Here is a 24825-nt window from a genome sequence, read left to right as displayed (position 1 = left end):
CGCTCAGCGGTTGTCGCCGCTGCCGCCCAGCACGCCACGGCCCTGGCGGCTGGCCAGCTTGGCGAGGTTGGCCGCCGCGATGTCGTCCAGCGACAGGTCGAGGTAGTCGGCGAGCACCGCCACGTACCAGAGCACGTCACCGAGTTCCCTGGCGATGTCGGCCCGGTCGATCCGCGACTCGTCGCTGTCGAGGTCCCGGACCCACTTCTTGAACTTCTCGGCGACCTCACCCGACTCGCCGACCAGCCCGAGCACCAGGTGGAGCAGCTCGTTCCTCTTGTCACGGGGAGCGGCCGTCCGGAGGGCGCCGCGCTGATACGCATCCAGGTCCATGGCGCACCAGTATGCGTCCAGGATCGCGGGCGGGAAATCCGGTGGCGGCCCCGGGGGAGGGGGTGCACGATGGGCGCGTGATCGAGGCGTACCCGAAGCAGGTCCCTGTCCGTGCGGCCACTGCCGCACGCCGACAGCGCACCCTGCCGCCGGCCGCCTCGACCCGCCGCCCACCGTCGTGACCGGGGCGTTCCTCGCCGGCCTGGTGGCCGGCTACGGCGTCGCCGTCCCGGTCGGCGCGATCGCGATCCTCATTCTCGGGCTCAGCGCGCGTACCGGTTTCCGGGTCGGCGCGGCCGCGGCGCTCGCCGTGGCCACCGCCGACGGGCTCTACGCGGCGGTCGCCGCGCTCGGCGGCGCCGGCCTGGCCGGGCTCATCGCGCCGGTCGCGGGCCCATTGCGGGTGGTGGCCGCGCTGGTCCTGCTCGGGCTCGCCGGCCACGGGCTGTGGCGGACCTGGTCCGCCCGCCGGACCCGGGAGGTCGCCGAGGCGCCGGTGGGGCGGGGTCTGAACAGCCCCGGGCGTGCGTACGCCGCGCTGCTCGGCCTCACGCTGCTGAACCCGGCCACGGTGCTCTACTTCGCCGCGCTCGTGCTCGGCCGCCAGGACACCGCCGACGCGGACGTGGCCACCGCCGCGCTCTTCGTGGCGGGGGCGTTCCTTGCCTCGGCGAGCTGGCAACTGGTCGTCGCCGGTGGCGGCACCATGGTCGGCCGGGCGCTCGCCGGGCCGCGCGGCCGCCTGGTCACCGGCCTGGTCTCCAGCGCCCTGATCGCCGCCCTGGCGGTCGCCACCCTGCTGCCCGACTGAGCCGCCGGTGCCGTACGGTCGGGCGGTGACCAGCCGACCCGCAGCCGGGGGCGGCCGGTGGGTCGAGGTCGACCCGGCCCGCGTCGCCCGCTGGGTCGAGGGCTTCGCCGACCGGCACGGCCCGCCCACCACGACCGTCGAGGGGTACGGCCTGCTGCTCACCGCCCCCGACGGCGCCACCGCCGAGCTGCACACCCCGCCGGGCGCCCCGGCCGCCGCCGACGTGCCCGGTTTCGTGGCCGCGGCCGGCGCGCCCCGCCGGCTCGGCCTGCTGCTGGCCCGCAAGGGCGCGGTGGCGGTCGGCGTCGCCGACGGCGCCGAGCTGGTCGTCTCCAAGGTGGACACCCGGTACGTGCAGGGCCGCACCGCCGCCGGCGGCTGGTCCCAGCAGCGCTTCGCCCGGCGGCGCGACAACCAGGCCAGGGCGGCGCTGGGCGACGCGGCTGAGCTGGCCGTACGCCTGCTGTTACCGGAGGCGGAGCGCCTCGCGGCCGTGGTCGGCGGCGGCGACCGGCGGGCCGTGGACACCGTGCTGGCCGACCGGCGGCTGGCCCCGCTCGCCGCCCTGCGCGCGGAGCGGCTGCTCGACGTGCCCGAGCCCCGGCACGCGGTGCTGGTCGGCGCGATCGCCGCCGCCCGCGCGGTGCGGATCCTGGTCCGCGACCCGGCCCCCGACAGCGCCGGCTGAGCGCACCCATCGCCGGTGGTGCCCCGCCGACACGACGGGACCCCGGCGCCGGGGTGGGCGCCGGGGTCCGCGTGCGGTCGGTCGGGCGTTACAGGCTGCCGCCGAAGGTGTCGCAGGCCTTCGGGTCGCCGGTGGAGAAGCCCTTGGTGAACCACTGCTTGCGCTGCTCGGAGGTGCCGTGGGTGAACTCGTCCGGGTTCACCGGCCGGCCGGAGCGCTGCTGGATCGCGTCGTCGCCGATCTTCTCGGCGGTGTCGATCGCCTGCTGGATGTCCTGGTCGGTGATGCTCTTGAAGATCTTCTGGCCCTGCTCGTCGGAGGTGCCCGTGGCGTTCTTCGCCCAGGCGCCGGCGTAGCAGTCGGCCTGGAGTTCCAGCTTCACCGACAGGGTGTTGGCGTTCTGCGGGTCGCGCTGCTGCTGGCGGCGCATCTGCGCCTCGGTGCCGAGCAGGTCCTGCACGTGGTGCCCGTACTCGTGGGCCAGCACGTACGGCTGGGCGAACTCGCCCTCGGCGCCGAGCTGGTCGGCGAGCAGGCGGTAGAAGGTGAGGTCGATGTAGACCAGGTCGTCGGCCGGGCAGTAGAACGGGCCGACCCCGGAGTCGGCCGCGCCGCAGCCGGTGTTCACGTTCTGGCTGAAGAACACGGTCTTGGACGGCTTGTACTGGTCGCCGAAGACCTCCGGCAGGGCGGTTCGCCAGTAGGCCTGGATCGAGTTGACGTAGAGGGTGTTGCGGCAGTCGAGCTGCTTCAGCGCGTCCTGCGCGGAGCACTTCTGCTCCAGCGAGGTGTTGTCGCCCTGCTCGGAGCCGCCGCCGTTGGTGGCCGCGTTCAGGCCGAAGCCGCCGCCCACCAGGGCGACCAGGACGGCGATGATGATGCCCACGATCCCGCCCCGGCCGCCGCCGATCGGGATCGGGATGCCCATCCCGCCGCCTCCGCCGGACCCTCGCCGGTCATCCACCTGGCTGGTGTCGACCCGCGCGTTCTCGTTCAGCTCCATGTTGACCCCGATCACCGATTAGTCCGTGTGTGGTGGTTGCGGTACCGGACCGGGTCCGGACGGGGTTTTCGGTACCCGATGATCTTGTGCGGTAATCCGGGAGGCCGGCCGGGGAGCGCCCGGTACAATTGGCGCGTGCTGCGCTGCGAAGGCTGAACGGCCCCGCGCCGACGGGAACTGATGACCCGCCGGCGCTTTCGCGTGCCCTGAGTCAGCCCTTCGCCGAACCCCGAGAGCGAGTACCCCGACATGATCAACGCCACCGGCCTGGAGCTGCGCGCCGGTTCCCGGATCCTGCTGTCCGACACCACGCTGCGGGTGCAGCCGGGTGACCGGATCGGCCTGGTCGGCCGCAACGGCGCCGGCAAGACCACCACGCTCAAGGTGCTGGCGGGGGAGGGGCAGCCCTACGGCGGGCAGATCGACCGGCGCAGCGCGATCGGCTACCTGCCGCAGGACCCGCGCACCGGTGACCTGGACGTCACCGGTCGGGACCGGGTGCTCTCCGCCCGCGGCCTTGACGTGCTCATGGCGCAGATGAAGGAGGTGGAGGAGAAGCTCGCCGAGGGCGCCGATGACGAGCGGCTGGTCCGCCGCTACGGCGCGCTGGAGGACCAGTTCGCCTCCCTGGGCGGCTACGCGGCCGAGGCCGAGGCGGCCCGTATCTGCGCGAACCTCGGGCTGCCCGACCGGGCCCTGGCGCAGACCATCGGCACCCTCTCCGGCGGCCAGCGCCGCCGCATCGAGCTGGCCCGGATCCTGTTCCGCGACGCCGGTGAGAACGGCGGCGGTATCCTGCTGCTCGACGAGCCGACCAACCACCTCGACGCCGACTCGATCACCTGGCTGCGCGGCTTCCTCGGCAACCACAAGGGCGGCCTCATCGTGATCTCCCACGACGCGTCCCTGCTGGAGGCCGTGGTCAACAAGGTCTGGTTCCTGGACGCCACCCGTTCCGTGGTCGACGTCTACAACCTGGGCTGGAAGGCGTACCTGGAGGCGCGGGAGACCGACGAGCGGCGCCGCCGCCGGGAGCGGGCCAACGCCGAGAAGAAGGCCGGCGCGCTCATGGCCCAGGCGGACAAGATGCGGGCCAAGGCCACCAAGACCGTCGCCGCGCAGAACATGGCCCGCCGGGCCGAGAAGCTGCTGTCCGGCCTGGAGGACGTCCGGGTCGCCGACAAGGTGGCGAAGGTGCGCTTCCCCACCCCGGCGCCGTGCGGCAAGACCCCGCTCACGGCCTCCGGCCTGTCGAAGTCGTACGGGTCGCTGGAGATCTTCACCGACGTGAACGTGGCGGTGGACCGCGGCTCCCGGGTGGCCATCCTGGGCCTCAACGGCGCCGGCAAGACCACCCTGCTGCGGATGCTCGGTGGCCTGCTCGAACCGGACACCGGCGAGGTGCGCCCCGGGCACGGGCTGCGGCTCGGCTACTACGCCCAGGAGCACGAGACGCTGGACGTCGAGCGGACCATCCTGGAGCACATGCGCAGCGCCGCGCCGGAGCAGACCGACACCGACCTGCGCCGGATCCTGGGCGCGTTCCTCTTCTCCGGCGAGGACGTCGACAAGCCCGCCGGGGTGCTCTCCGGCGGTGAGAAGACCCGGCTGGCCCTGGCCACCCTGGTCTGCTCCGGCGCCAACGTGCTGCTGCTGGACGAGCCGACGAACAACCTCGACCCGGTCAGCCGCGAGCAGGTGCTCGACGCGATCGCCCGCTACCCGGGCGCCATCGTGCTGGTCACCCACGACCCGGGCGCCGTCCTGGCCCTGAAGCCCGACCGCGCCATCCTCCTCCCCGACGGCGACGAGGACGCCTGGTCCGACGACCTCCTGGAACTGGTCGAACTGGCCTGACCCTGGTCAGGGGAGCAGGTGGGGGAGGACGCCGGAGGTGGTCAGGATGATCGCGCCGAGGGCGATGAAGACGGCCGGGACCAGCCAGTGGCCGGCCCGGCCGACCAGGGACACCACCCGCGGGTGGCTGCCGAGCAGGGCGGCGGCCGCGCACCAGACGGCCACCAGGGCGGCGAAGACCAGCAGCCAGACCAGGCCGGTGGCCGGGTCGAGCGCGCGGAACACCGGCACGTAGACGGCGATGTTGTCGGCGCCGTTGGCCACCGTCACCCCGGCCACGCCGAGCAGGCTGCCGACCACGGCCGGCGGCTCGTCGTCGCTCCGGCGGGCCAGCAGGGCGCGGACGCCCAGCGCGATCGGCAGCAGCCCGAGCAGGCCGGTCCACGGGTCGGGCACCACGAACAGCCCGGCGGCGACCACGACGGCGACCCCGACCAGCGCGCCGATGCCCGCGTACTGGCCGGCGACGATCTGCCAGGGGCGGGGCCGCCCGGTGGCCCGGGCCGCCACGAAGAATACGGTGAGCACGACGATGTCGTCGATGTTGGTGGCGGCGAAGACGCCCGCGGCGGCGGCCGCCGCGGGCAGCAGGTCGATCACCCGAGGAGCGTACGGGTGGGCCGGCCGGTCGGCCTCTCATGATCCGGCCGGCCGACGCCGGCTGGGCCGGTCAGAAGGATCACTCTATCGGGAAGCTGACATTGCATAGCGTGTCGGTTGGCGAATAGTTGATATCTGGCGCATGATCGTCCGAGGCGGTCTAATAGGTGGGACCGTATCCGAACCGCACAGTCTGGGACGTGAGGAATCAGCATGGCAGCCACCGGCACAGCCACCAGCACTGAGAAGGGTCGCCGGATCGTCGGGGCCGAGCGGCAGACGCTCGCCAAGGACCTGGTAAAGCGGTACACCTCGGGTGAGAGCATCCGTGCGCTCGCGGCCTCGACCGGCCGTTCCTACGGGTTCATCCACCGGGTGCTCACCGAGTCCGGGGTGCAGCTGCGGCAGCGTGGCGGCGCCCGGCGCCGCAAGAAGGCGTGACCCGCCCCCCAGCGTCGTCCATCAGCGCTGTGCTCCGGGCGGTCCGGTGACCCCCGAGACGACCGGAGTACGACTCGACTGCGACGGGCCGGTCGCGACGGTGACGTTGTGCCGGCCCGACGTGCTCAACGCGCAGACCCCGGCCATGTGGCGCGCGATGAGCGACTTCTCCCGGGAGCTGCCCGGCGACGTCCGCGTCGTCGTGGTGCGCGCTGAGGGGCGGGCCTTCTCCGCCGGCCTCGACCTCTCGGTCGCCGGCTCCTCCGGCCCGGGTTCCTTCGCCGAGCTGTCCACCCTGCCCGAGCAGGAGTGCGCCGACCGGATCGCCGAGTACCAGGGCGGTTTCACCTGGCTGCACCGGCCGGACGTCATCTCGATCGCCGCCGTGCAGGGCCACGCCATCGGCGCCGGCTTCCAGCTCGCCCTCGCCTGCGACCTGCGGGTGCTCGCCGAGGATGCCCGGCTCTCCATGGCCGAGGTGACCCTCGGCCTGGTCCCCGACCTGGCCGGCACGAAGCGCCTCGCCGAGCTGGTCGGCTATTCCCGCGCGCTGGAGATCTGCGCCACCGGCCGCCGGATGGACGCCGCCGAGGCGGACCGGATCGGCCTGGCCACCCTCGTGGTGCCGGCCGGTGAGCTCGACGGCGCGGTGCGCGACCTGACGGCGGGCCTGCTGGCCAACAACCGTGACGCGATCGTGGAGATCAAGGCGCTGCTCGCCGGCGCGGGCGGGCGCACCCACGCCGAGCAGCAGCGGGCCGAGCGGGAGGCGCAGACGCGGCGGATCCGCGACCTGGCCGGGCGGGGCGAATAGTAAGGACCGTTCGGGAAGATCCGGGTTACTCGCGAGGTTGTCGTAGTCGTCGGGAGAATTGATTCCGACGGTCCACGGCTGCCGACGACCCGGAGGTGACGAGTGTCCAACCCGATGGCCGGTGGCGGCATGGGCGGCTGGAGCATGCTCCGGTCGATGCGCAACCGCGACGAGATCTCCACCCACCAGCTCAAGCGCGGCACGGCGCGGCGGATCGTCGCGTTCGCCCAGCCCTACCGGCGCGACATCCTCGTCTTCCTGGTGACCGTGGTGATCGCCGCGGTGATCGGGGTGGCCACGCCGCTGCTCGCCGGTGAGGTCATCGACGCGATCGCCGGCGGCGGCTCCGACGCGGGCGCCACCGTGGTCCGGCTCGCCCTGATCATCGCCGTGCTGGCCGTGGCCGACGCGCTCTTCTCGCTGGCCCAGCGGTGGTATTCGGCGCGGATCGGCGAGGGCATCATCCTCGACCTGCGCACCCGGGTCTACGACCACGTGCAGCGGATGCCGCTGCAGTTCTTCACCCGCACCCAAACCGGCGCGCTGGTCAGCCGGCTCAACAACGACGTGCTGGGCGCCCAGCGGGCGTTCACCTCGACGCTGTCCGGCGTGGTCAGCAACGTCATCCAGCTCGTGCTCACCGCCGGGGCGATGCTCATCCTGTCCTGGCAGATCACGGTGCTGGCGCTGGTGCTGCTGCCCATCTTCATTATCCCGGCCCGCCGGGTCGGCCGGCGGCTGGCCGAGATCACGCGCGAGTCGTACAACCTCGACGCCAAGATGAACGCGACGATGACCGAGCGGTTCAACGTCTCGGGCGCCCTGCTGGTCAAGCTCTTCGGCTCGCCCGAGGTGGAGGCGACCCGGTTCGCCGGCCGGGCCGAGCGGGTCCGCGACATCGGCATCCAGTCGGCCATGTACTCGCGCACCTTCTTCGTGGCCATGCTGCTGGTCGCCTCCCTCGCCCAGGCCCTCACCTACGGGCTCGGCGGCTGGCTGGCCGTCACCGGCGCGGTCAGCGCCGGCACCGTGGTCAAACTGGCGCTGCTGCTCACCCGCCTCTACGGCCCGCTCACCGCGCTCTCCAACGTCCGGGTCGACGTCATGAGCGCGCTGGTCTCCTTCGACCGGGTCTTCGAGGTGCTCGACCTGCGCCCCGGCATCGAGGAGAAGCCCGGCGCCCAGCCGGTGCCCCGGGGCAATGGCCGGGTCGAGTTCCGCGACGTGCGGTTCCGCTACCCGAGCGCCGCCGAGGTCTCGCTGGCCTCCCTGGAGGAGGTCGCCGCGCTCGACCGCACGGTCAACGAGCCGGTGCTCAAGGGCGTCTCGTTCGCCGTCGAGCCCGGCCAGATGGTGGCCCTGGTCGGCCCCTCGGGCGCCGGCAAGTCGACGCTCTCCATGCTGATCTCGCGGATCTACGACGTGAGCGACGGCCAGGTGCTCGTCGGCGGGGTCGACGTGCGGGACGCCACGCTCGCCTCGCTCCGCGACGAGATCGGCGTGGTCACGCAGGATTCGCACCTGTTCCACGAGACCATCCGGGAGAATCTCCGCTACGCCAAGCCGGACGCCACCGACGACGAGATCTGGGCCGCGCTGGCCGGCGCGCAGGTCGCCGACCTGGTCCGCGCCCTGCCCGACGGGCTCGACACGACGGTCGGCGAGCGCGGCTACCGCTTCTCCGGCGGCGAGAAGCAGCGCATCGCCATCGCCCGGCTGCTGCTCAAGGCCCCGTCGATCGTGATCCTCGACGAGGCCACCGCGCACCTCGACTCGGAGAGCGAGGCCGCGGTGCAGCGGGCGCTGTCGGTGGCGCTGACCGGGCGCACCGCGCTGGTCATCGCGCACCGGCTCTCCACGGTCCGCGACGCCGACCAGATCCTCGTCCTCGACGAGGGGCGGATCGTCGAGCGCGGCCGGCACGACGAGCTGGTCGCCGTCGGCGGCCTCTACGCCGAGCTCTACCGCACCCAGTTCGCGGTGACCGACTCGCCGGCCCCCTACACGGAGCCGGAGCAGCCGGAGCCGGTGGTCACCACGGTGCCGGTCGGCACCTACGTGGCGCAGGAGAGGCTACCGCCGGCCGCCGCCAACTAGCCCGGTCCGACCAACTGTTGTCGGGCAATCCGCCCGGCGGGCTTGACCCTGACGCTGCGTCAACCCTCCATGCTGCCGTCATGAGCATTCCCCCAACGGACCATCAGGTCGAGCAGCCCGCGATACGCGTGCGCGGCCTGGAGAAGTCGTTCAAGCAGCTCACCGTGCTGCGCGGCGTGGACATCGACGTGGCACGGGGCAGCATCTTCGCCCTGCTCGGCTCGAACGGGGCGGGCAAGACCACCGTGGTGAGGATCCTGTCCACGCTGCTCAAGGCCGACGCCGGGACCGCCCGGGTCAACGGCTTCGACGTCGCGACACAGGCCGCCGACGTACGCGAGTCGATCAGCCTCACCGGGCAGTTCGCGGCGGTCGACCAGATCCTGAGCGGGCGGGAGAACCTCGTCCTGGTCGCCAGGTTGAGGCACCTCAAGAACCCGGGCGCCATCGCGGACGACCTGCTGCGGCGCTTCTCGCTGACCGACGCGGGCAACCGGAGGGTGGCGACGTACTCCGGTGGCATGCGCCGCCGGCTGGACATCGCGATGAGCCTCATCGGGAATCCGCCGGTGATCTTCCTCGACGAGCCGACGACCGGGCTGGACCCGGAGGCGCGCATCGAGGTGTGGCAGGCCGTCCGGGAACTCGCCCGGGGCGGCACGACCGTGCTGCTCACGACCCAGTACCTCGACGAGGCGGAGCAGCTCGCCGACCGGATCGCGATCCTCCACGAGGGTCGGATCATCGTGAACGGCACCCTCGACGAACTCAAGCGGCTCCTCCCACCCGCCGAGATCGAGTACATCGAGAAGCAGCCGACCCTCGAAGACGTCTTCCTCACCCTCGTCGGCGCCGGAACGGACAAGGAACAGCGATGAACAAGCACTTCCTCGGCGACACCGCCGTGCTCCTGGGACGTTCGCTGCGCCACATCGCCCGCAGCCCGGACACCATCATCACGACCGCGATCATGCCGATCGCCTTCCTGCTGTTGTTCGTCTACGTCTTCGGTGGCGCGATCGAGACCGGATCCGACTCGTACGTGAACTACCTGCTGCCCGGCATCCTGCTCATCACGATCGCCTCGGGCATCTCCTACACCGCCTACCGGCTCTTCCTGGACCTGCAGGGCGGCATCTTCGAACGGTTCCAGTCCATGCCGATCGCCCGGTCCGCCGTGCTGTGGGCGCACGTCCTCACCTCGCTGGTCGCCAACCTGATCTCGCTCGTGGTCGTGGTCGGCGTCGCCCTCCTCATCGGCTTCCGCACCGGGGCGGGCGTGCTGGGGTGGCTGGCGGTCGCCGGCATCCTGGTCCTGTTCACCCTGGCGCTGACCTGGATCGCGGTGATCCCCGGACTCACCGCGAAGTCGGTGGACGGCGCGAGCGCGTTCTCCTACCCGCTGGTCTTCCTGCCGTTCATCAGCTCGGCCTTCGTGCCCACCGGGTCCATGCCCGGCCCGGTGCGGGCGTTCGCCGAGCACCAGCCGGTGACCTCCATCGTCAACGCGATCCGGGACCTGTTCACCGAACAGAAGGTCGGCACCGACATCTGGATCGCCCTCGGCTGGTGCGTCGGCATCCTCGTGGTGGCCTACGTGTTCGCCGACATCACCTACCGTCGCAGGATCTCCTGAGCCGGCGTCGGGCGGCCGGGGGCAGGATCAGAGCATGCTGACGATCGGGCAACTGGCGGCGTACGCCGGCGTCACGGTGCGGGCGGTGCGGCACTACCACCAGATCGGGCTGCTGCCCGAGCCGGAGCGGGACGCGTCGGGTTACCGGCGGTATCGCGCCGCGGCGGTCGTGTCTCTCATCAAGATCCGCACTCTGGCCGACGCCGGCGTGCCGCTGTCCCGGATCGCTCAGATGCTCGACGCCGAGGCGGCGGCCTTCGCCGAGGCGGTGCAGCGGATCGACAGCCACCTGCGGGACGAGATCGAACGGCTGGAGACCAGCCGCAAGCAGATCGCGCAGCTCGCCGCCGGGGACGCCCTGGCGCTCCCGCCGGAGGTGATCGCCTATCTCGGTCGGCTCCGGGAGCTGGGGGTGTCGGAGCGGATGGTGGAGGGTGAGCGGGACGGGTGGATCCTGCTGGCTGCCCGCTGGCCCGATCGTGTCCGCGAGTTCATCCCGGGGAAGTTCGCGCAGCTCGACGACCCGCACGTCGTTCGGCTCTACCGGGTCCTGTCGGAGATCTTCGACGACGACGACGCGGGCGACGACCCGCGCCTGGAGGAAGCCGCCGACCTGATGGCCGGCCTGGCCGAGCAGGCGTACGCCTGCGGCGAGAACAGCCTCGGCGAGGAGGCGTACGACGATCTGCCGCACGACCTGCTGGACACGCTCGCCGTGGAGGCCGATCCGCGGGTGGAGCGGCTCGTGGCGCTGTTGCGCGAGCGCGGGTGGGGCGGTTGGAACCGCATGGAGCGGCTGGCGGAGCGGCCCGGCTGACCTCCGGTCAGGCGGTGACCGCGGCGCGCAGCTCACCGAAGGCGGCGCCGAGCGTCTCCGGGGTGAAGTGGGCGTTCAACCCGCTGGGGTTGGGCAGCACCCAGAGGCGGGCCGCCGCGAGGGGTTCCGGCTGCGGCCCGAAGCCCGCCTTGGGCCGGGCGAACCCGATCCGGTACGCGGTGACCCCGACCACCGCCACCCACCGCGGCCGGTAGCGCGCCACCTTGGTGGTCAGCTCCCGCGCGCCCTCGACCAGCTCCTCGGCGGTCAGCTCGTCGGCGCGGGCGCTGGCCCGGGCCACCATGTTGGTGATGCCCAGCCCGAGGCCGGGCAGCTCGTCCTGCTCGCTGGGGTGGAGCTGGCGCGGGGTGAAGCCGCCCCGGTGCAGCGCCGGCCAGAACCGGTTGCCCGGGCGGGCGAAGTGCCAGCCGGTGGCCGCCGACCACAGGCCCGGGTTGATCCCGACGAAGAGCACGTCCAGCCCGGGCGCGATCAGGTCCGGCAGCAGCTTGTCGGCCGCCTCCGAGAGCTGCTCCTTGGTCGGCCGGGGATACCGGCGCCTGGCCGCCGCCGGGTCCGGCCCGGCCGCCCCGGCCGGCGTGGGGTCCGGCTCGGCCGGTCCGGGCCGCGTGGCGCCGGGCGCGGCCGCCCCGGGCCGGGTGTCCCCGGGTCGGCGCCGTCGCTCGTTCACCGGCTCGCGTGTCACAGGCCGCGCAGCGCGCCGCCGTCGACCGGCACGGTCACCCCGGTGACGTAGCCGGCGGCGGGGGAGAGCAGGAAGGCGGCCACCCGGCCGAACTCGGCGGGGTCGCCGACCCGGCGCAGCGGGATCGACGCCTCGGCCTCGGCGCGGGCCCGCTCCGCGTCGCCGCTCGAGGCCAGGAGTTCCCGGTTGCGGTCGGTCATGATCCGCCCCGGCAGCAGGCTGACCACCCGTACGCCGCGGGGACCGTGCTCGTCGGCCAGGTCCTTGGCCACCCCGGCCAGGCCGGGGCGCAGGCCGTTGGAGATGCCCAGCCCGGGCAGCGGGCTGCGGACCGAGGTGGACAGCACGAGCCCGATGGCGCCCCCGTCGGTGAGCGCGGCGGCCACCGTGCGCGCGGTGCGGACGCTGCCCAGGAAGACCGTCTCGAAGGACTCGCGCCACTGCTCGTCGGTGATCTGGGCGGCGGTGCCGCGGGGCGGGCCGCCCACCGAGACGAGCGCCCCGTCGAGCCGGCCGAACTCCTCGCGCGCCGCCGCGATGAGCCGCTCCGGGGTGCCCGCGTCGGTGAGGTCGGCGGTCAGCCCGATGGCCCGCTGCGGCCCGCCGAGCGCGTCGACGGCGGCGGCCACCCGTTCCGGGGCGCGCGACGAGATCACCACGCGGGCGCCGTCGGCGACGAGCTGCTCGGCGGTGGCGAAGCCGAGGCCGCCCGAGGCGCCGGTCAGCACGTACACCCGGTCGGCGAGTCCGAGATCCATGCCGCCGATCCTGCCGTACCCTGCGGGCGCCTGCCACCCGCTCTCAGCGCGGCGCGGGCCGGAGCAGGCGTACCCGGCCGGCGAGCTGGGCCGCGACGGCGCCGCCGGCCCGGGCGACGGCCGGCAGCCGGCGGGGCCGGGGTGCGCTGCGGCCGTCGTAGCGGCTCGCCGCCTCGCGGGCGGCCAGTTCCTCCGCGCCCAGCGGTGGCAGGGCGCCCCGGTCGCGCAGCTCCCGGGCCAGGTCCCAGCCGTCGCGCAACGAGCCGTTGGTGGGGCGGCCGGCCGCCCAGCCGGCGAAGGTGGCCGGCCAGGCGTCGCCGAGGCCGGCCGCGAGCAGCGGCCAGTGCCGGGCCACGTCGCCGGCCCGCTTACGCAGCAGCGCCCGCCGGGCCGCCTCGACGGGCGCGGCGGCGAACCCGGGCGGCAGCGGCCCGCCGGCCACCAGCGCCGCGACCAGTTCCGCCTGGCGCGCGGCCAGGTCGCCGCCGGTCACGTGACCACCGGGTACGAGGAGGCGGCGGCCAGGGCGTCCAGCTCGCCGCGCAGCTCGGCGGCGGGCGGGTAGTGGCCGTCGCGTTCCAGCAGCAGCGCCGGAGGCCGGCGCCGGTCGCACAGCTCGCGGACGAGGTCGAGCACCTCGGCGGGGACCGGGTCGGTGTGCGTGTCGTGGTAGAAGCCGCCCCGCTCGGCGCCGCCGGCCACGTGCACGTAGGCGATCCGGTCCAGCGGCAGCCGGTCCAGCAGGTCGGCCGGGTCGCCGCCCCGGTTGCGCGCGTTGGCGTGCACGTTGGCGACGTCGAGCAGCAGCAGCGCCCCGGTGGCGTCGAGGATCTCGGTGAGGAAGTCGGCCTCGTCCAGCTCGTCGTCCGGCCAGTCGAAGAGCGCGGCGATCGGCTCCAGGGCCAGCGGCACGGGCAGCTCCGCCTGCGCCCGGCGCACGTTGGCCACCACCGCGGCCACCGCTTCGCGGCTGCGCGGCAGCGGCAGCAGGTGACCGGCCTCCAGACCACCGGCCCGGACGAACGCGATGTGCTCGCTGACCAGCGGCGCGTCCAGCGCCGCGGCCACACCGGCCAGGTGCGCCACCCGGGCCGGGTCGACCGGCTCCGCGCCGCCGAGGGAGAGCTTCACCCCGTGGGGTACGACGGTGACGCCCCGCCCGCGCAGCTCGGCCAGGCCGTCGGGGAGGGGCCCGGCCGGGGCGACCGTCTCGGCGACCACCTCGACGAAGCGCAGCCCGGGCAGGCCGGCCACGAAGCCGGCGATCTCCGGCCGCCACCCGATGCCCACACCCGACGGTCCGGCGGTCATCCGCCGCACCCGCCACCGCCCCCGCAGGAGCTGCCCCCGCCGCACGAGCTGCCGCCCCCGCAGGAGCTGCCGCCTCCGCAGGAACTGCCGGAGCTGCCGGCGGACCCCATCGCCTGGCGCTGGATCTCGGCCTGCTCGGAGAAGCCCGGGTCCATGCTCCAGAGGGTGGCGGTGCCGAACAGCGCGACGCCCATCGCGGCGTCGGACGGCCCGTAGGTGGCGTAGGCCGGCGCGGCGGAGGGACGCAGCCAGGTGTGCCGGCGGCGCAGCTCCCGCAGCGCCCGGTCGGCCGCGCGGGTGCGCCACGGCACCCGGTTGAGCAGAAAGAATGCGATGAACAGCGGCACGAGGGTGAGCATCAGCCAGCCGACGGGCCGGCTGTTGGACATGCCGACGAAGGCCCGGACGAAGCCGAGCGCCAGCAGGGCCCCGACGAGCAGCGCGCCGCGGCGCAGCGTCGCGCGCCGCTCCTTGTCCAGTGCCAGGCCGCGGCGCACGAGACCGTCGCGCAGCTCGTCGAGGGCGCGCCGGACCCACTCGTCCTGGCCCAGCTCCCGGGAGCGCAGGCCCCGGTTGGCCGCGTGGTGGATGGCCTGGTCCAGCGGCGTGACCCCGGCCGGCAGCGGGCCACCGGTGGTGAGCCGCCGGTCGGGGCGTACGCCGACCGCGCCGGCGCGGCGCAGCCCGCCGAGCGCGGTCCAGACGGCGAGCTGGTCGCCCCCGTTGAGGTACGCGACCTGCTGCGGCCCGAGGGGCCCACCGCCCTGCACCGGGGTGCCGGCCAGCGCGCGCCACCGGTACACCAGCGTGCCGAGGACCAGCACGACGGCCGTCACGAGGTACCAGCGGAGGAAGACGGGGCCGGGGATGCCCCAGGTGTCGCCCGCGAGGACTGTCATGCTCTGCTGCTTCCTACTTGTTGCTCATAGTTGAGCGGTTCGGATGGTTCGCTCTCCGCCCGGTGGTGGCTGGGTTGGAGTCCTGGACCGGCAGTCTGGTCCGGTGGCGATCGGTCCGGTCCTGCAGGATCTGCTTCACCTTCTGGTGTGGGGTGTGCAGGGCGATGTCGGGGTCGCCGGCTCGGTGCAGGATGTTGATCGCGGCGTTCACGTCGGCCTGCCACACCACCCCGCACGGAGTGCAGTGAAACCGGTCCCCGCTGCGTCGGCCGAAGGCGCCGCAGCGGTGACAGGTTTGTGAGGTGTAGGCGGCGTTGACATGTACGAGCGCAGAACCTCTGCGCTCCGACACGCTTTTCAGTGCCTCGGCGGTGACTCCTTTGGTCCACGCGGCGAGACGCCGGTTGATGTTCTTGCTCAGCGTTTTGCGGCCGGTGAAGCGTTTGGTGAGATCCTCGGCGATCACGGTGGCGGCCTTGTCCACGACCTCGTGCACGGCGGTGAAGATCTCCGTGCGCACCCGCGCTCGGTGTCGGGCGGCCTGCCGGTCCCGCTTGATCGTGCCGAGGTTGTTGGCCTTGATTCGGTGCGCTTTCGCGTGGTCACCACGCAGGGCGGCGGTGTTGGCGATTGAGCGTAGCTTCGCCCGACGGCGGTTTCGTTCCTTCAACCGGTCCGACTCGCGGGTGAGCAGCACGCCGAGCTGTTCACCGTGGGGCTGGCCGTCGGAGTCGGTCAGGGCTTCGGTGTAGCCCTTGTCCACGCCGAGCCTGCGGTCGCCGCACGGGCGCTGAGATGAGCGCATCGTCGCCGCGTCGATCTGGTAGTGCACCTCGACTCGGCCGCCGCGCAGGATCAGGCGCAGCGTCCCGGTCGGGGCGACGGTCGTGGACAGCGGGATCCTGACCATCTTGCGGGGCTCGAGACCGGGAATCGCCAGCCACAACCGTCCCCGCCCATCGACGGCGGTGTGGTACTTGTCGGCGCGTACCACGATCTGATCGTGCGTGCGGTTGTGGCCCCGCTTCCAGTGCTTGCGCATCTGCCGGGCCAGGAACGGATCGTCAGCCCATTGGTCGGCCTTCAGCGCGGTGAACATCCGCCTACGCTCGGCCGGGTCGTTGGTGCGTCGGCTGATCGCCCGCCGGACGTCGACCTTGGCCGCCCCGAGGTTCGCGGCGATGTCGGCCATGGCATCGCGGACGGTTTCCTTCCACGCATTCGCCAACACGGCGAACTGCACATGCGTGCCGTCAGCCAGCCACCGGTCGCGCACCTGACGGTCCCGCAGTCCGGCCCCGACACCGTTGATCGAGCCGTAGCGCTGCCACACCTCGCTGCGCACCCGGCCCAACCGGCGGGCCTGTTCCGCCAGGGCGGCGTATTTGCCCGGGTTCAGTCGGGCCGAGTAGGCGATCCGGGTGACCTTCACCGGTCACCCTCCATGGCCAAGTCCGCTCTTTTCAACTCCTTCTCGTAGCGGCGCAAACCGTCCAGCCGGTGCGAGAAGGTGTGCACGACGGCCAGGAGGTCCTCGACCAACTCCTGCTGCGGGGACAGGGACTCCTGGTTGGCGACGACGATCTCGCAGCCGCCGCGCGCCGCCAGATGCTCCAGCAAGTCGAACCCGAACCGGGCCAACCGGTCCTGGTGCGCCACCACCAGCGTGGCTACCTCACCCCGGTCGACCGCGTCCATCAACGCCAGGAACTTTTCGCGGCGAAGGTCCATCCCGCCGCCGACCTCGCTGATCCACTCGTCCACGGCCAGACCACGAGCGAGGCAGAACTGTTGCATCGCCGCCACCTGCGAGGCCAACTCAAGCTTCTGACCCGGCGACGAGACCCGGCAGTACACCACAACCTTCCGCCGGTCGACGTCGAAGCCCGGCTGAAGCACCCGGCGCACATCGGAATCGTCGAAGTACCGCTGTCCGGACGGCAGACGACGAGCCGCGATCCGGCCCTCCGCCTCCCACCGGCGCACCGTACTCACCGAACGGCCCACCCGCTTAGCAAACTCGCCGATCCGATAAACGCTACCCACGACAGCCCATTGTGGACAGCTTTAGCAAGGAAAGCAACCACTAGTCGCTGCTCCTGTCGCGAGGGATCGCGGCTCATTGTGGAGCAGGTCCGCCAGCGGTGATCTCCCCGAGCGGTCGAGTTACCGGACCGATATCCGGGGCCGGTCAGTGCCGGCGGACGGCCTCCTCGACCAGGTCGAGCACCCGGCCCAGGTCACCGGCGGGACGGCCCATCGCCAGGTGCAGCACCAGACCGTCGTACGCCAGCTCCAGGAACTGGGCCAGCACGTCGATCGGCACGTCGTCGCGGAGCACCCCGGCCTCCCGCTGGCGGAGCAGGCGTTCCCGGGTGGCCTCGGCGATCGCCGCCGAGCGTTCCGCCCAGCGGCGGGCGAACGCGGGGTCGGTGCGCAGGCGCCGGGAGACCTCGAGCTGGCTGCCGAGCCAGCCGGTGGTGTCCGGGGAGACCGCCCCGGCGAGCAGGTCCCGCATCACCTGGACCAGGCCGTTGCGGGCCACGGTCTCCACCATGATCGCGGCGTCGTCCTCGGCCACGGCGAGGAAGAGCGAGTCCTTGTCTCGGAAGTGGTGGAAGATCGCGCCCCGGGAGAGCCCGGTGGCCTCCTCCAGCCGGCGGACGGTGGCACCCTCGTAGCCGTGCCGGGCGAAACACGCCCGTGCGGCGCCGAGGATCTCCTGCCGGCGCGCGTCGAGCTGGTCCTGGCTTACTCTGGGCACGTCACGATCGTTCCAGGTGAGCCCGGTCGATGCAAACCGTACGTACGGCTTGAGATGCGGTTTCGCATGATCGGCTCCGCCGGCCGCGCCGGTTAGGATCCTCCGGTGACCCAGGCCGTGCCCCTCCCCACCCGCCCGCTGACCGTGGCCACCGTGCAGGCCGAACCCGTTCCGGGTGACGTCGCCGGCAACGCCGCCCTGGCCGCCCGCCTCGTGGGCCGGGCCACCGGCGCCCGGGTCGTGGTGTTCCCCGAGCTGTTCCTGCCCGCGTACCACCCGCCGACCCTGGGCGCCGACCCGACCGGCACCGACGTGGCCGCCGACCCCGAGGGCCGGGTCGACGACGCGCGGCTGGACCCGCTGCGCGCGGCCGCCCGCGACGGCGGGACGAGCGTGGTGATCGGCGCGGCGGTCCGCCACCCCGACCGGCGGCGCACCATCTCCTCCCTGCTGGTCGACCCGACCGGCGCGGTCACCGCCGCGTACGACAAGCAGCAGCTCTGGAGCGGCGAGCGCGAGCTGTTCGACGCCGGCCGGCGGGGCGCCTCGCTGCTGGTCGACGGCTGGCTGTTCGGCCTCGGCATCTGCTACGACGGCTGCTTCCCCGAGCACGGCCGGGCCGCCGCCGTCGCCGGCGCGCACGGCTACCTGTGCCCGAGCGGCTACCTGGCCGGCTCCGAGCACCGCCGCGACCTCTACTACGCCGCGCGCGCCCTGGACAACACCATGTACGTGGTCTTCGCCAACGCCGTGGGCGGCGCGGACCCGTGGCGGTTCAACGGCGGCGCCGCCGTCTACGAGCCGGAGGGCCGGCCGCTGGCCCGGGGCGCGGACACCGGCGAGGAGGTGCTGGTGGCGACCCTCGACCCGGCTGCCCTCGGCGCCACCCGCGCGGCACACACCATGCTCACCGACCGGCTGCCCGATCAGGGGCTCGCCCGAACGACGCTCGTCGGCTGACGGACGGCGTGATGCCCTCGGGCCTGTCGGTCGCGCAGCCCGTCCCGTAAGGTTCCCGAGTGCCGTTGCTCCTGCTCGATCTGGACAACACCCTGCTCGACCGCGAGGGGCCGTTCCGCGCCTGGGGTGAGCGGTTCCTGGACAGCATCGGCGCGCCGCCCACCGACATCGAGTGGTTGCTCTCCGTCGACGCCGACGGCCTGACCGACCGCTGGGACGTGGCGGACGCGATCCGCGACCGGTACGACGTGCGCATCCCCTCGATCGACCTGGTCGAGGAGTTGCACGACGGCGTGGTGGCGTTCACCCGGCTGGATCCTCTGGTGGCCTGCGCGCTGCGGATCGCCGACGACGCCGGCTGGGTGCCGGTGGTGGTCACCAACGGCACGTCCCGCCAGGAGGACGCCAAGATCCGCCGGACGGGGCTGGACCGCTACATCGCCGACTGGGTGATCTCCGAGGAGGCCGGGGTCAGCAAGCCCAACCCGCGGATCTTCGCGCTGGCCGCCCAGCGGGCCCGGATGCCGCTGCGCGGCGCCTGGGTGATCGGCGACAGCCCGGAGGCGGACATCGGCGGCGCGACGGCGGTCGGCCTGCCCAGCGTCTGGCTGCACCGGGGGCGCCGGTGGTCGGACACCCGGTTCGCGCCCACCCGCACGGTCGACGGGCTGATCGCCGCGGTGGCCGCCGTCCTGGCCGGCTGAGCGAAATTCGGTTGACCCGCCCGTGGCCGCCCGTGACCATGGTGCGGCGCGAGGGCGCAGCCGGGCGGTGCCCGGTCGAGGAGAGGAGGTCGGTCATGGCCGTCTTTGCAGGGTCCAACCACCTGCCTCCACCAGCCTCGATCGAAGGACCGATCCACCCGTGCGCGATCACGACTTCCCGGCGCCGCAGCGCCGTGGCCGCGGCAAGAGCCGCTTCGACGACGACGAATCCACCTTCCTGAAGCGGGGCCGGCACGCCGAGCCGGTCCTCACCGACCCCGACGCCGAGCCGGACGCGGAGGACAGCTGGTCCTCCTGGGACCAGGCCGTGCACGGGCCCGAACCCCACCCGGAGTGGCTGGTCACCGAGCTGGCCGCGAGGGACACCGAGCTGGGGGTGCTGAAGACCGGCAAGGAGGCGGACGTCCACCTGGTCCGCCGTGCCGTGCCGGACACCGGCCGGGGCTGCCTGCTGGCGGCCAAGCGGTACCGGGATCCCCAGCACCGCCTCTTCCACCGCGACGCCGGCTACCTGGAGGGGCGCCGGGTGCGCCGCTCCCGGGAGATGCGGGCCATGGCCGGCCGGACCTCGTTCGGCCGGCAGGTGATCGCCGGGCAGTGGGCGGCGGCCGAGTTCGCCGCGCTCGCCCGGCTCTGGGAGATCGGCGCCGCCTCCGGGCGGATCGCCGTGCCCTACCCGGTGCAGCTGCTCGGCACCGAGCTGATGCTGGAGTTCGTCGGCGACGCCGAGGCGGGCGAGGCCGCGCCCCGGCTGGCCCAGCTCCGGCCGGAGGGTGCCGACCTGCGCGACCTGTGGGAGCAACTGGTCGACGCCCTGGTGGTGCTGGCCCGCGCCGGGTACGCCCACGGCGACCTGTCCCCGTACAACCTGCTGGTGCATGCCGGGCGGCTGGTCATGATCGACCTGCCGCAGGTGGTCGACGTGGTGGCCAACCCGCAGGGGGCGGAGTTCCTGGGTCGGGACGTCCGGGTGGTGGGCACCTGGTTCACCGCCCGCGGCCTGCCCGCCTCCGAGATCGACCCGGAGGCGCTGACCGAGGTGTTGCTGCGGGAGGCGGGCCTGCGCTGAGCGCGGCGCGTCCCGGGCGGGCACCGGCCCGCCCGGGACGCCGGCACGGCGGTCGGCCGCCGGCCCCGGGTCACTGGAGGTAGCGCTCGACCTCGGTCACGGGACGCTGGCCCTGGGCGTCCGGGTCGCCGTGCGTCCGGCGCGCCGCCCGGCGGCGGCGGAGCAGGTCCCAGCACTGGTCGAGGGACTCCTCCAGGGCCCGCAGCCGCTCCTTGGCCTCGTCGTCGGTGCCGGCCTCGTGCTCCTGCGCGGCCGCGCGCAGCCGGTGCTCCTCGTCGACGAGTTCGGAGATCCGGCTCAGGATGGTCTTGTCGTCCATGCCCGAAGCTTGGCACAGGGGGCGGGCACGCGCCCGGGTTCTCCCCAGTCGGCCGGGAGGAGTTGACCGCGCCGGCCCGCCCGGACGGCTCAGGCCGGTCCGAGCGGCGGGTGGACGGCGGCGCCGGGCGGACCTGCGCCGGAAGCCGCCTACAAACTCCACTGTGGATGCATCTGCCCGCCGAAAGGCTTCCGGCGTGACGCAAATCCCACCGGCTCCATTGTCGACATCGGGATTGTTGTGGAGTGAGATATTTTCCTGTCCGCCTTTTTATCCGTCGTTCAGGATGACATGCTCGCGGGCAACGTCACGGTTCATGACGGTGTCGCGACACTGGGTACAACAAGGGAGCCATTCACGTGGACGAGTCGCCGACCGCGCCCCGGCCCAGCGGGCGGCCCCACACCGTTCCCCTGCGGCAGATCCTGCCCGGCATGCTCCGGGACCCGGCCCGCGCGCTGATCGACGTCGGCAACCGCACCGGGGGCGCGCTCGCCCGGCTGAACCTGGGCTCGTTCCGCCCGTACCTGGTCACCCACCCCCGGCACGTCCAGCACGTGCTGCGCGACCGCGCGGACAACTACGAACGGGCCGGCGACGGGCTGTTCTGGCGCCCGGTCAAGCGGTTGTTCGGCGAGGGCATCCTGGGCGAGGGGCAGATCTGGTCAGCCAGCCGCCGGATGCTCCAGCCGATGTTCACCGCCAAGCGGGTCGAGGCGCTCATCGACGGCATGGCCGACGCCATCCGGGACGCCGTCGACGATCTGGACGAGCCGTTCCGGGCCGGGCGCCCCGTCGACATCGGCACCGAGCAGGCCCGGATCGTCAGCCGGGCGATCATGCGGGTGCTCTTCGCCGACAAGATCTCCGTGCCGGACGCGCTGCGGGTGATCGACGCGCAGGACGTCATCGCCAGCGCGGTGATCCCCCGGATCGTCGTGCCGTTCGCCCCGCTCTCCCTGCCCATGCCGGGGGACCGCCCGTTCCGGCGTGCCGTCCGCATCGTCGACGAGGTGCTCGTGCCGATCGTCCGGGAGACCCGGGCCGTGGCCGACCAGGGCGACGACATCATCTCCACGCTCTGGCAGGCCCGCACCGACGACGGGCGGCAGCTCGACGAGCGCCAGGTCCGCAACGACACCGTGGCCATGTTCGCGGCCACCACCGAGACCACCATCAACGTGCTCACCTGGGCCTGGCCCCACCTGGAGCAGCGGCCCGACGTGGCCGAGCGGCTCTACGCCGAGATCGACCGGGTGGTGGGCGACGAACCGGTGCGCCGCGAGCACCTCGCCGAGCTCACCTACACCCGGATGGTCCTGGACGAGCTGCTCCGGCTCTACCCGATCGGCTGGATCATCCCGCGCCGCGCGGTGGCCGACGACGTCATCGACGGCGTGCCGATCGAGGCCGGGGCGACCATGGTGGCCAGCCCGCTGATCACCCAGCGGATGCGGCAGTTCTGGGACCGGCCGGACGAGTTCGACCCGGAACGGTTCCGGCCCGAGCGGGTGCGCGCCCGGCACCGGTACGCCCACTTCCCGTTCGGCGGCGGCCCCCACCAGTGCCTCGGCATGTACCTGTTCTACCTGGAGGCGCAGCTCATCCTCGCCACGATGCTGAGCCGCTACCGGTTCCGGCTGCGCCGTCCCGGCGTACCCGGGTTGCGGCTGGCCGCGGCGCTGCGGCCACGCGAGCGGGTCGAGCTGACCCTGCTGGCCGCCGACCGACGGGCGGAGCCGGCATGACCGGCGGGGAGGTGCCGGATCCGGTCGCCGCCGCCGCGGAGCAGGGCCGGATCTGCGCGCTCGCCGCGAAGGGCCAGCGCGACCTGCAGCGGTGCGCGGCCGGGCACGCCGAGCTGTTTCCCGGCCGGCCGTTCGACGCGGCCCTGTTCAGCAGCATCGCCCTCGCCATGTCGTTCAGCGCGCCGTGGTGTACCGCCGAGGAGCTGGCGCTTACCAACCGCGCCGTGCTCTGGGGGTTCGCGGTCGACTGGCAGGTCGACCACCTGGCGGCCTCCCGGTCGGAGGTCGACCGGATCGTCAAGTCCTGCCTCGCCGTGGTCGACGGCGCGGCGCCCGACGACCCGCTGGGCCGGTTCCTCGCCGAGCTGCGCGATGACCTGGCCGCCACCCCCGCCTACGCCGAGCTGGGCGAGCCGTGGCGGGACGCCATGGCCCGCACCCTCGACGCGATGGCCCGCGAGTGGGAGTGGAAGCAGGGCGCGCACCCCACGCTCGCCGACTACCTGGCGAACGCCGACAACCTCGCCGCCACGGTGGTCAACGTGGCGCACTGGATCCACACCGGGGACGCCGGCACGCACCGGGAGCTGCCCCGGCTCATCGCGGTGAGCGACGAGGTCCAGCGGGCCCTGCGGCTGGTCAACGACCTCGGCACCCACCGGCGGGACCGGGAGTGGGGCGACCTCAACGCGCTCATGCTGGTGGACGACCCGGCGGAGATCGAGCGGCGCCTGGCGGAGCAGGTCGAGCACTGCCGGCGGCTGCTGGCCGGCCTGGCGCCCGACTGCCCCCGGCAGGCCGACTTCCTGGCCCGGCAGCTCGGCTTCACCAGCGGTTTCTACCGGCTCACCGACTTCTGGGGCGCCCAGTGAGCCTCACCGCCGGTCCGGCGCCGGTCACCCGTGCCGGCGACGCCCGCGCCGGGCAGGCCCGGGAACTCGTCGAGGCCATGGTGGACAACCCGGCCGGGCAGACCTCCGCGTCGGTCTACGAGACCGGCCGGCTGGTCGCCCTGGCGCCGTGGCTGCCCGGCCACGACGTCCGCGTCTCCTGGCTGCTCGACCGGCAGCGCGCCGACGGCGGGTGGGGCGGCCCCGGCGGGTACGCCCTGGTACCCACCCTGAGCGCCACCGAGGCCCTGCTGACCGTGCTGCGGCGGCACGGTCCCGCCGCGCCGCTGGCCGGTGCCGCGCACCGCGGCCTGACCTTCCTGGCCGGCGCCCTCGACGCGGGCGCCCCGCCCGACCTGCCCGCCACCGACCTGATCGTGCCGGCGCTGCGCGAGGCCGTCGACCGGCACCTCGCGCAACCCCCGGCCGGCCTGGCCGACTGGGCCGGGGTCCGCCTGCCACTGCCGGCCGGTCTCGACCCGGGCCGGCTGACCCGGGTACGCGGCCTGCTGGCCAGCGGGCGGCCCGTCCCGGAGAAGCTGGCGCACGCCCTGGAGGTGGCCGGCGACGGCGCCTGCCGGGCGGCCGGCGTGCGGCCCACCGAGGCGGGCGCCGTCGGCGCCTCGCCCGCCGCGACGGCCGCCTGGCTCGGTCGCCCCGAGCCCGGCCCCGCCCTGGACTACCTCCGGACGGTCGGCGGGCGCGGTCCGGTGCCCTGCGCCAGCCCGATCACCGTCTTCGAGCGCGCCTGGGTGCTCGGCATCCTGGCCCGCGCCGGCGTGCCGCTGACCGTCCCCGGGTCGCTCGTGGCCGAGCTGCGGGCGGCCGTCGGGGCTTCCGGGGCGGCCACCGGACCCGGGCTGCCCGCCGACGCCGACACCACCTCGGTGACCCTCTACGCGCTGGCCCGGCTGGGCCGGCCGCTCGACGTGTCCCGGCTCGACGCGTACGACACCGGGCGGCACTTCTGCACCTGGCCGGGGGAGGACGGGGCGTCGGTGACCACCAACGCGCACGTCCTCGACGCCCTCGGCCAGCACCCCGGCCACCCCGGCGTGGCGGCCACCATGGACCGGGTCGCCGGCTGGCTGGTCGAGCGGCAGGAGCCGGACGGCCGGTGGGGCGACCGGTGGCACGCGTCGGCGTGCTACGCGACCTACTGCGTGCTGCTCGCGCTCGCCGAGAACGCCACCGGCACCGGGGTGCGGGCCGCCGTCGAGCGGGGCGTCGGCTGGCTGCTGGACAGCCAGCGGGCGGACGGCTCGTGGGGGCGCTGGGGCGGCACCGCCGAGGAGACCGCGTACGCGGTGCTCGCGCTGTCCGGCGCCGCCCGGCCGGAAGATACGAGGGTCGATGCGGCGCTCGCGCGGGGGCGGCGACGACTGTCCGAGTGGGACGGACGCGCTGATGGGCCGCTTCTGTGGCACGACAAGGATCTCTACCGCCCGACCCTGATCGTGCGCGCAGCGGTGCTGGCCGCGTCGTGGTCGGCCGACCCAACTTCCACCGGGCCGGCAACACCATGATCAGGATCGCTTGAATGGAGTTCACGACGACTGCTAGCGTGCGCCGGAGTCGA

At 73.5% G+C, this 24825-nt stretch carries 27 protein-coding genes; 15 read left to right on the top strand and 12 right to left on the bottom strand.

Annotated elements, in window-relative coordinates; genetic code table 11:
* Positions 1 to 3: 3 nt before the first annotated feature.
* Entirely contained in the window at positions 4 to 333 is a 330-nt protein-coding gene (locus tag ABZS80_RS29795; RefSeq protein ID WP_355061021.1) for a nucleoside triphosphate pyrophosphohydrolase family protein, read from the bottom strand.
* A gap of 178 nt (positions 334 to 511) precedes the next feature.
* Here ABZS80_RS29795 and ABZS80_RS29790 point away from each other — a divergent pair, with 178 nt between their 5' ends.
* Together ABZS80_RS29790 and ABZS80_RS29785 are read left to right on the top strand one after the other, a co-directional pair.
* On the top strand, positions 512 to 1144 hold the full coding sequence (locus ABZS80_RS29790; protein ID WP_355061019.1) for a LysE family transporter: 633 nt from the start codon (positions 512 to 514) through the stop codon (positions 1142 to 1144).
* A 25-nt stretch (positions 1145 to 1169) separates the two neighbouring features.
* Positions 1170 to 1832 carry an acVLRF1 family peptidyl-tRNA hydrolase gene (locus ABZS80_RS29785; protein WP_355061017.1) on the top strand — a complete coding sequence of 221 codons (663 nt, stop codon included), beginning with the start codon at positions 1170 to 1172 and terminating at the stop codon, positions 1830 to 1832.
* 88 nt (positions 1833 to 1920) lie between these two features.
* Here the strand turns inward: ABZS80_RS29785 and ABZS80_RS29780 are convergent, their stop codons facing one another.
* Positions 1921 to 2835 (bottom strand): neutral zinc metallopeptidase, encoded by a 915-nt coding sequence (locus ABZS80_RS29780; protein ID WP_355061072.1) that lies wholly within the window; start codon positions 2833 to 2835, stop codon positions 1921 to 1923.
* A 249-nt stretch (positions 2836 to 3084) separates the two neighbouring features.
* Between ABZS80_RS29780 and ABZS80_RS29775 the strand changes: the two genes are divergently transcribed.
* A complete protein-coding gene (locus tag ABZS80_RS29775; protein ID WP_355061015.1) occupies positions 3085 to 4692 on the top strand; it encodes an ABC-F family ATP-binding cassette domain-containing protein in 1608 nt (535 codons plus the stop codon).
* 6 nt (positions 4693 to 4698) lie between these two features.
* Here ABZS80_RS29775 and ABZS80_RS29770 read toward each other — a convergent pair whose 3' ends face one another.
* Positions 4699 to 5292 (bottom strand): cadmium resistance transporter, encoded by a 594-nt coding sequence (locus ABZS80_RS29770; protein ID WP_355061013.1) that lies wholly within the window; start codon positions 5290 to 5292, stop codon positions 4699 to 4701.
* Positions 5293 to 5505: 213 nt separating this feature from the next.
* Between ABZS80_RS29770 and ABZS80_RS29765 the strand changes: the two genes are divergently transcribed.
* From ABZS80_RS29765 to ABZS80_RS29740, 6 genes are all read left to right on the top strand, one after another.
* A complete protein-coding gene (locus ABZS80_RS29765; protein WP_007462679.1) occupies positions 5506 to 5733 on the top strand; it encodes a helix-turn-helix domain-containing protein in 228 nt (75 codons plus the stop codon).
* 46 nt (positions 5734 to 5779) lie between these two features.
* Entirely contained in the window at positions 5780 to 6547 is a 768-nt protein-coding gene (locus tag ABZS80_RS29760) for an enoyl-CoA hydratase/isomerase family protein (RefSeq protein ID WP_355061011.1), read from the top strand.
* 114 nt (positions 6548 to 6661) lie between these two features.
* A complete protein-coding gene (locus ABZS80_RS29755; protein ID WP_355061070.1) occupies positions 6662 to 8644 on the top strand; it encodes an ABC transporter ATP-binding protein in 1983 nt (660 codons plus the stop codon).
* A gap of 80 nt (positions 8645 to 8724) precedes the next feature.
* A complete protein-coding gene (locus ABZS80_RS29750) occupies positions 8725 to 9522 on the top strand; it encodes an ATP-binding cassette domain-containing protein (RefSeq protein ID WP_355061009.1) in 798 nt (265 codons plus the stop codon).
* Positions 9519 to 10280, top strand: coding sequence for an ABC transporter permease (locus ABZS80_RS29745; RefSeq protein WP_355061007.1), 762 nt, complete (start codon positions 9519 to 9521; stop codon positions 10278 to 10280). Before ABZS80_RS29750 ends, ABZS80_RS29745 begins: the two co-directional genes overlap by 4 nt.
* Positions 10281 to 10314: 34 nt before the next feature.
* Positions 10315 to 11097: a MerR family transcriptional regulator gene (locus ABZS80_RS29740; protein ID WP_355061005.1), complete on the top strand. Its 783-nt coding sequence runs from the start codon at positions 10315 to 10317 to the stop codon at positions 11095 to 11097.
* Between the two features lie 7 nt (positions 11098 to 11104).
* Here the strand turns inward: ABZS80_RS29740 and mug are convergent, their stop codons facing one another.
* From mug to ABZS80_RS29700, 8 genes are all read right to left on the bottom strand, one after another.
* The gene (mug, locus tag ABZS80_RS29735; RefSeq protein ID WP_355061068.1) at positions 11105 to 11605 is read right to left on the bottom strand and encodes a G/U mismatch-specific DNA glycosylase; all 501 of its coding nucleotides are present in this window, start codon (positions 11603 to 11605) and stop codon (positions 11105 to 11107) included.
* A gap of 194 nt (positions 11606 to 11799) precedes the next feature.
* The gene (locus ABZS80_RS29730) at positions 11800 to 12561 is read right to left on the bottom strand and encodes an SDR family oxidoreductase (protein ID WP_355061003.1); all 762 of its coding nucleotides are present in this window, start codon (positions 12559 to 12561) and stop codon (positions 11800 to 11802) included.
* A 43-nt stretch (positions 12562 to 12604) separates the two neighbouring features.
* Positions 12605 to 13054 (bottom strand): hypothetical protein, encoded by a 450-nt coding sequence (locus tag ABZS80_RS29725; RefSeq protein ID WP_355061001.1) that lies wholly within the window; start codon positions 13052 to 13054, stop codon positions 12605 to 12607.
* The gene (locus ABZS80_RS29720; RefSeq protein WP_355060999.1) at positions 13051 to 13872 is read right to left on the bottom strand and encodes a DUF692 domain-containing protein; all 822 of its coding nucleotides are present in this window, start codon (positions 13870 to 13872) and stop codon (positions 13051 to 13053) included. The genes ABZS80_RS29725 and ABZS80_RS29720 overlap by 4 nt, the downstream gene beginning before the upstream one ends.
* A complete protein-coding gene (locus tag ABZS80_RS29715) occupies positions 13869 to 14771 on the bottom strand; it encodes a TIGR04222 domain-containing membrane protein (protein ID WP_355060997.1) in 903 nt (300 codons plus the stop codon). Before ABZS80_RS29715 ends, ABZS80_RS29720 begins: the two co-directional genes overlap by 4 nt.
* A gap of 13 nt (positions 14772 to 14784) precedes the next feature.
* Entirely contained in the window at positions 14785 to 16203 is a 1419-nt protein-coding gene (locus ABZS80_RS29710) for a transposase (protein ID WP_355060995.1), read from the bottom strand.
* Complete coding sequence (locus ABZS80_RS29705; RefSeq protein ID WP_355060993.1) at positions 16200 to 16817, bottom strand: IS607 family transposase; 618 nt, start codon at positions 16815 to 16817, stop codon at positions 16200 to 16202. Before ABZS80_RS29705 ends, ABZS80_RS29710 begins: the two co-directional genes overlap by 4 nt.
* Positions 16818 to 16962: 145 nt before the next feature.
* Positions 16963 to 17535 (bottom strand): TetR/AcrR family transcriptional regulator, encoded by a 573-nt coding sequence (locus tag ABZS80_RS29700; protein ID WP_262286245.1) that lies wholly within the window; start codon positions 17533 to 17535, stop codon positions 16963 to 16965.
* Positions 17536 to 17640: 105 nt separating this feature from the next.
* On the opposite strand from ABZS80_RS29700, the gene ABZS80_RS29695 reads away from it, so the two are divergent.
* The 3 genes from ABZS80_RS29695 to ABZS80_RS29685 all read left to right on the top strand — a co-directional run bounded on the left by ABZS80_RS29695 (position 17641) and on the right by ABZS80_RS29685 (position 20289).
* Complete coding sequence (locus ABZS80_RS29695) at positions 17641 to 18495, top strand: carbon-nitrogen hydrolase family protein (protein WP_355060990.1); 855 nt, start codon at positions 17641 to 17643, stop codon at positions 18493 to 18495.
* Between the two features lie 59 nt (positions 18496 to 18554).
* Positions 18555 to 19199, top strand: a complete 645-nt coding sequence (locus ABZS80_RS29690) for an HAD-IA family hydrolase (RefSeq protein ID WP_355060988.1) — start codon at positions 18555 to 18557, stop codon at positions 19197 to 19199.
* 160 nt (positions 19200 to 19359) lie between these two features.
* Positions 19360 to 20289, top strand: a complete 930-nt coding sequence (locus ABZS80_RS29685) for an RIO1 family regulatory kinase/ATPase (protein WP_355060986.1) — start codon at positions 19360 to 19362, stop codon at positions 20287 to 20289.
* Positions 20290 to 20359: 70 nt separating this feature from the next.
* Here the strand turns inward: ABZS80_RS29685 and ABZS80_RS29680 are convergent, their stop codons facing one another.
* Positions 20360 to 20608, bottom strand: a complete 249-nt coding sequence (locus tag ABZS80_RS29680) for a DUF2630 family protein (protein WP_151463982.1) — start codon at positions 20606 to 20608, stop codon at positions 20360 to 20362.
* Positions 20609 to 21042: 434 nt separating this feature from the next.
* On the opposite strand from ABZS80_RS29680, the gene ABZS80_RS29675 reads away from it, so the two are divergent.
* From ABZS80_RS29675 to ABZS80_RS29665, 3 genes are read left to right on the top strand one after another with little or no spacing between them, the layout of a single operon-like run.
* Complete coding sequence (locus ABZS80_RS29675) at positions 21043 to 22356, top strand: cytochrome P450 (protein WP_192579906.1); 1314 nt, start codon at positions 21043 to 21045, stop codon at positions 22354 to 22356.
* A complete protein-coding gene (locus ABZS80_RS29670; protein ID WP_355060984.1) occupies positions 22353 to 23228 on the top strand; it encodes a terpene synthase family protein in 876 nt (291 codons plus the stop codon). Before ABZS80_RS29675 ends, ABZS80_RS29670 begins: the two co-directional genes overlap by 4 nt.
* On the top strand, positions 23225 to 24772 hold the full coding sequence (locus ABZS80_RS29665) for a prenyltransferase/squalene oxidase repeat-containing protein (protein WP_355060982.1): 1548 nt from the start codon (positions 23225 to 23227) through the stop codon (positions 24770 to 24772). Before ABZS80_RS29670 ends, ABZS80_RS29665 begins: the two co-directional genes overlap by 4 nt.
* Positions 24773 to 24825 lie beyond the last annotated feature (53 nt).

This window comes from Micromonospora sp. NPDC005305 (assembly GCF_040607315.1).
Classification (GTDB): Bacteria; Actinomycetota; Actinomycetes; order Mycobacteriales; family Micromonosporaceae; genus Micromonospora.
Note: the sequence above shows the minus strand (reverse complement) of the source record. Positions and strands in the feature narration are given on the sequence as shown.

Coding starts and splice junctions, on each gene's coding strand:
- ABZS80_RS29750 (WP_355061009.1), top strand. CDS start 8,725: ATGAGCATTCCCCCAACGGACCATCAGGTCGAGCAGCCCGCGATACGC.
- ABZS80_RS29795 (WP_355061021.1), bottom strand. CDS start 333: ATGGACCTGGATGCGTATCAGCGCGGCGCCCTCCGGACGGCCGCTCCC.
- ABZS80_RS29730 (WP_355061003.1), bottom strand. CDS start 12,561: ATGGATCTCGGACTCGCCGACCGGGTGTACGTGCTGACCGGCGCCTCG.
- ABZS80_RS29675 (WP_192579906.1), top strand. CDS start 21,043: ATGCTCCGGGACCCGGCCCGCGCGCTGATCGACGTCGGCAACCGCACC.
- ABZS80_RS29765 (WP_007462679.1), top strand. CDS start 5,506: ATGGCAGCCACCGGCACAGCCACCAGCACTGAGAAGGGTCGCCGGATC.
- ABZS80_RS29745 (WP_355061007.1), top strand. CDS start 9,519: ATGAACAAGCACTTCCTCGGCGACACCGCCGTGCTCCTGGGACGTTCG.
- ABZS80_RS29740 (WP_355061005.1), top strand. CDS start 10,315: ATGCTGACGATCGGGCAACTGGCGGCGTACGCCGGCGTCACGGTGCGG.
- ABZS80_RS29680 (WP_151463982.1), bottom strand. CDS start 20,608: ATGGACGACAAGACCATCCTGAGCCGGATCTCCGAACTCGTCGACGAG.
- ABZS80_RS29720 (WP_355060999.1), bottom strand. CDS start 13,872: ATGACCGCCGGACCGTCGGGTGTGGGCATCGGGTGGCGGCCGGAGATC.
- ABZS80_RS29780 (WP_355061072.1), bottom strand. CDS start 2,835: ATGGAGCTGAACGAGAACGCGCGGGTCGACACCAGCCAGGTGGATGAC.
- ABZS80_RS29775 (WP_355061015.1), top strand. CDS start 3,085: ATGATCAACGCCACCGGCCTGGAGCTGCGCGCCGGTTCCCGGATCCTG.
- ABZS80_RS29670 (WP_355060984.1), top strand. CDS start 22,353: ATGACCGGCGGGGAGGTGCCGGATCCGGTCGCCGCCGCCGCGGAGCAG.
- ABZS80_RS29715 (WP_355060997.1), bottom strand. CDS start 14,771: ATGACAGTCCTCGCGGGCGACACCTGGGGCATCCCCGGCCCCGTCTTC.
- ABZS80_RS29755 (WP_355061070.1), top strand. CDS start 6,662: ATGGCCGGTGGCGGCATGGGCGGCTGGAGCATGCTCCGGTCGATGCGC.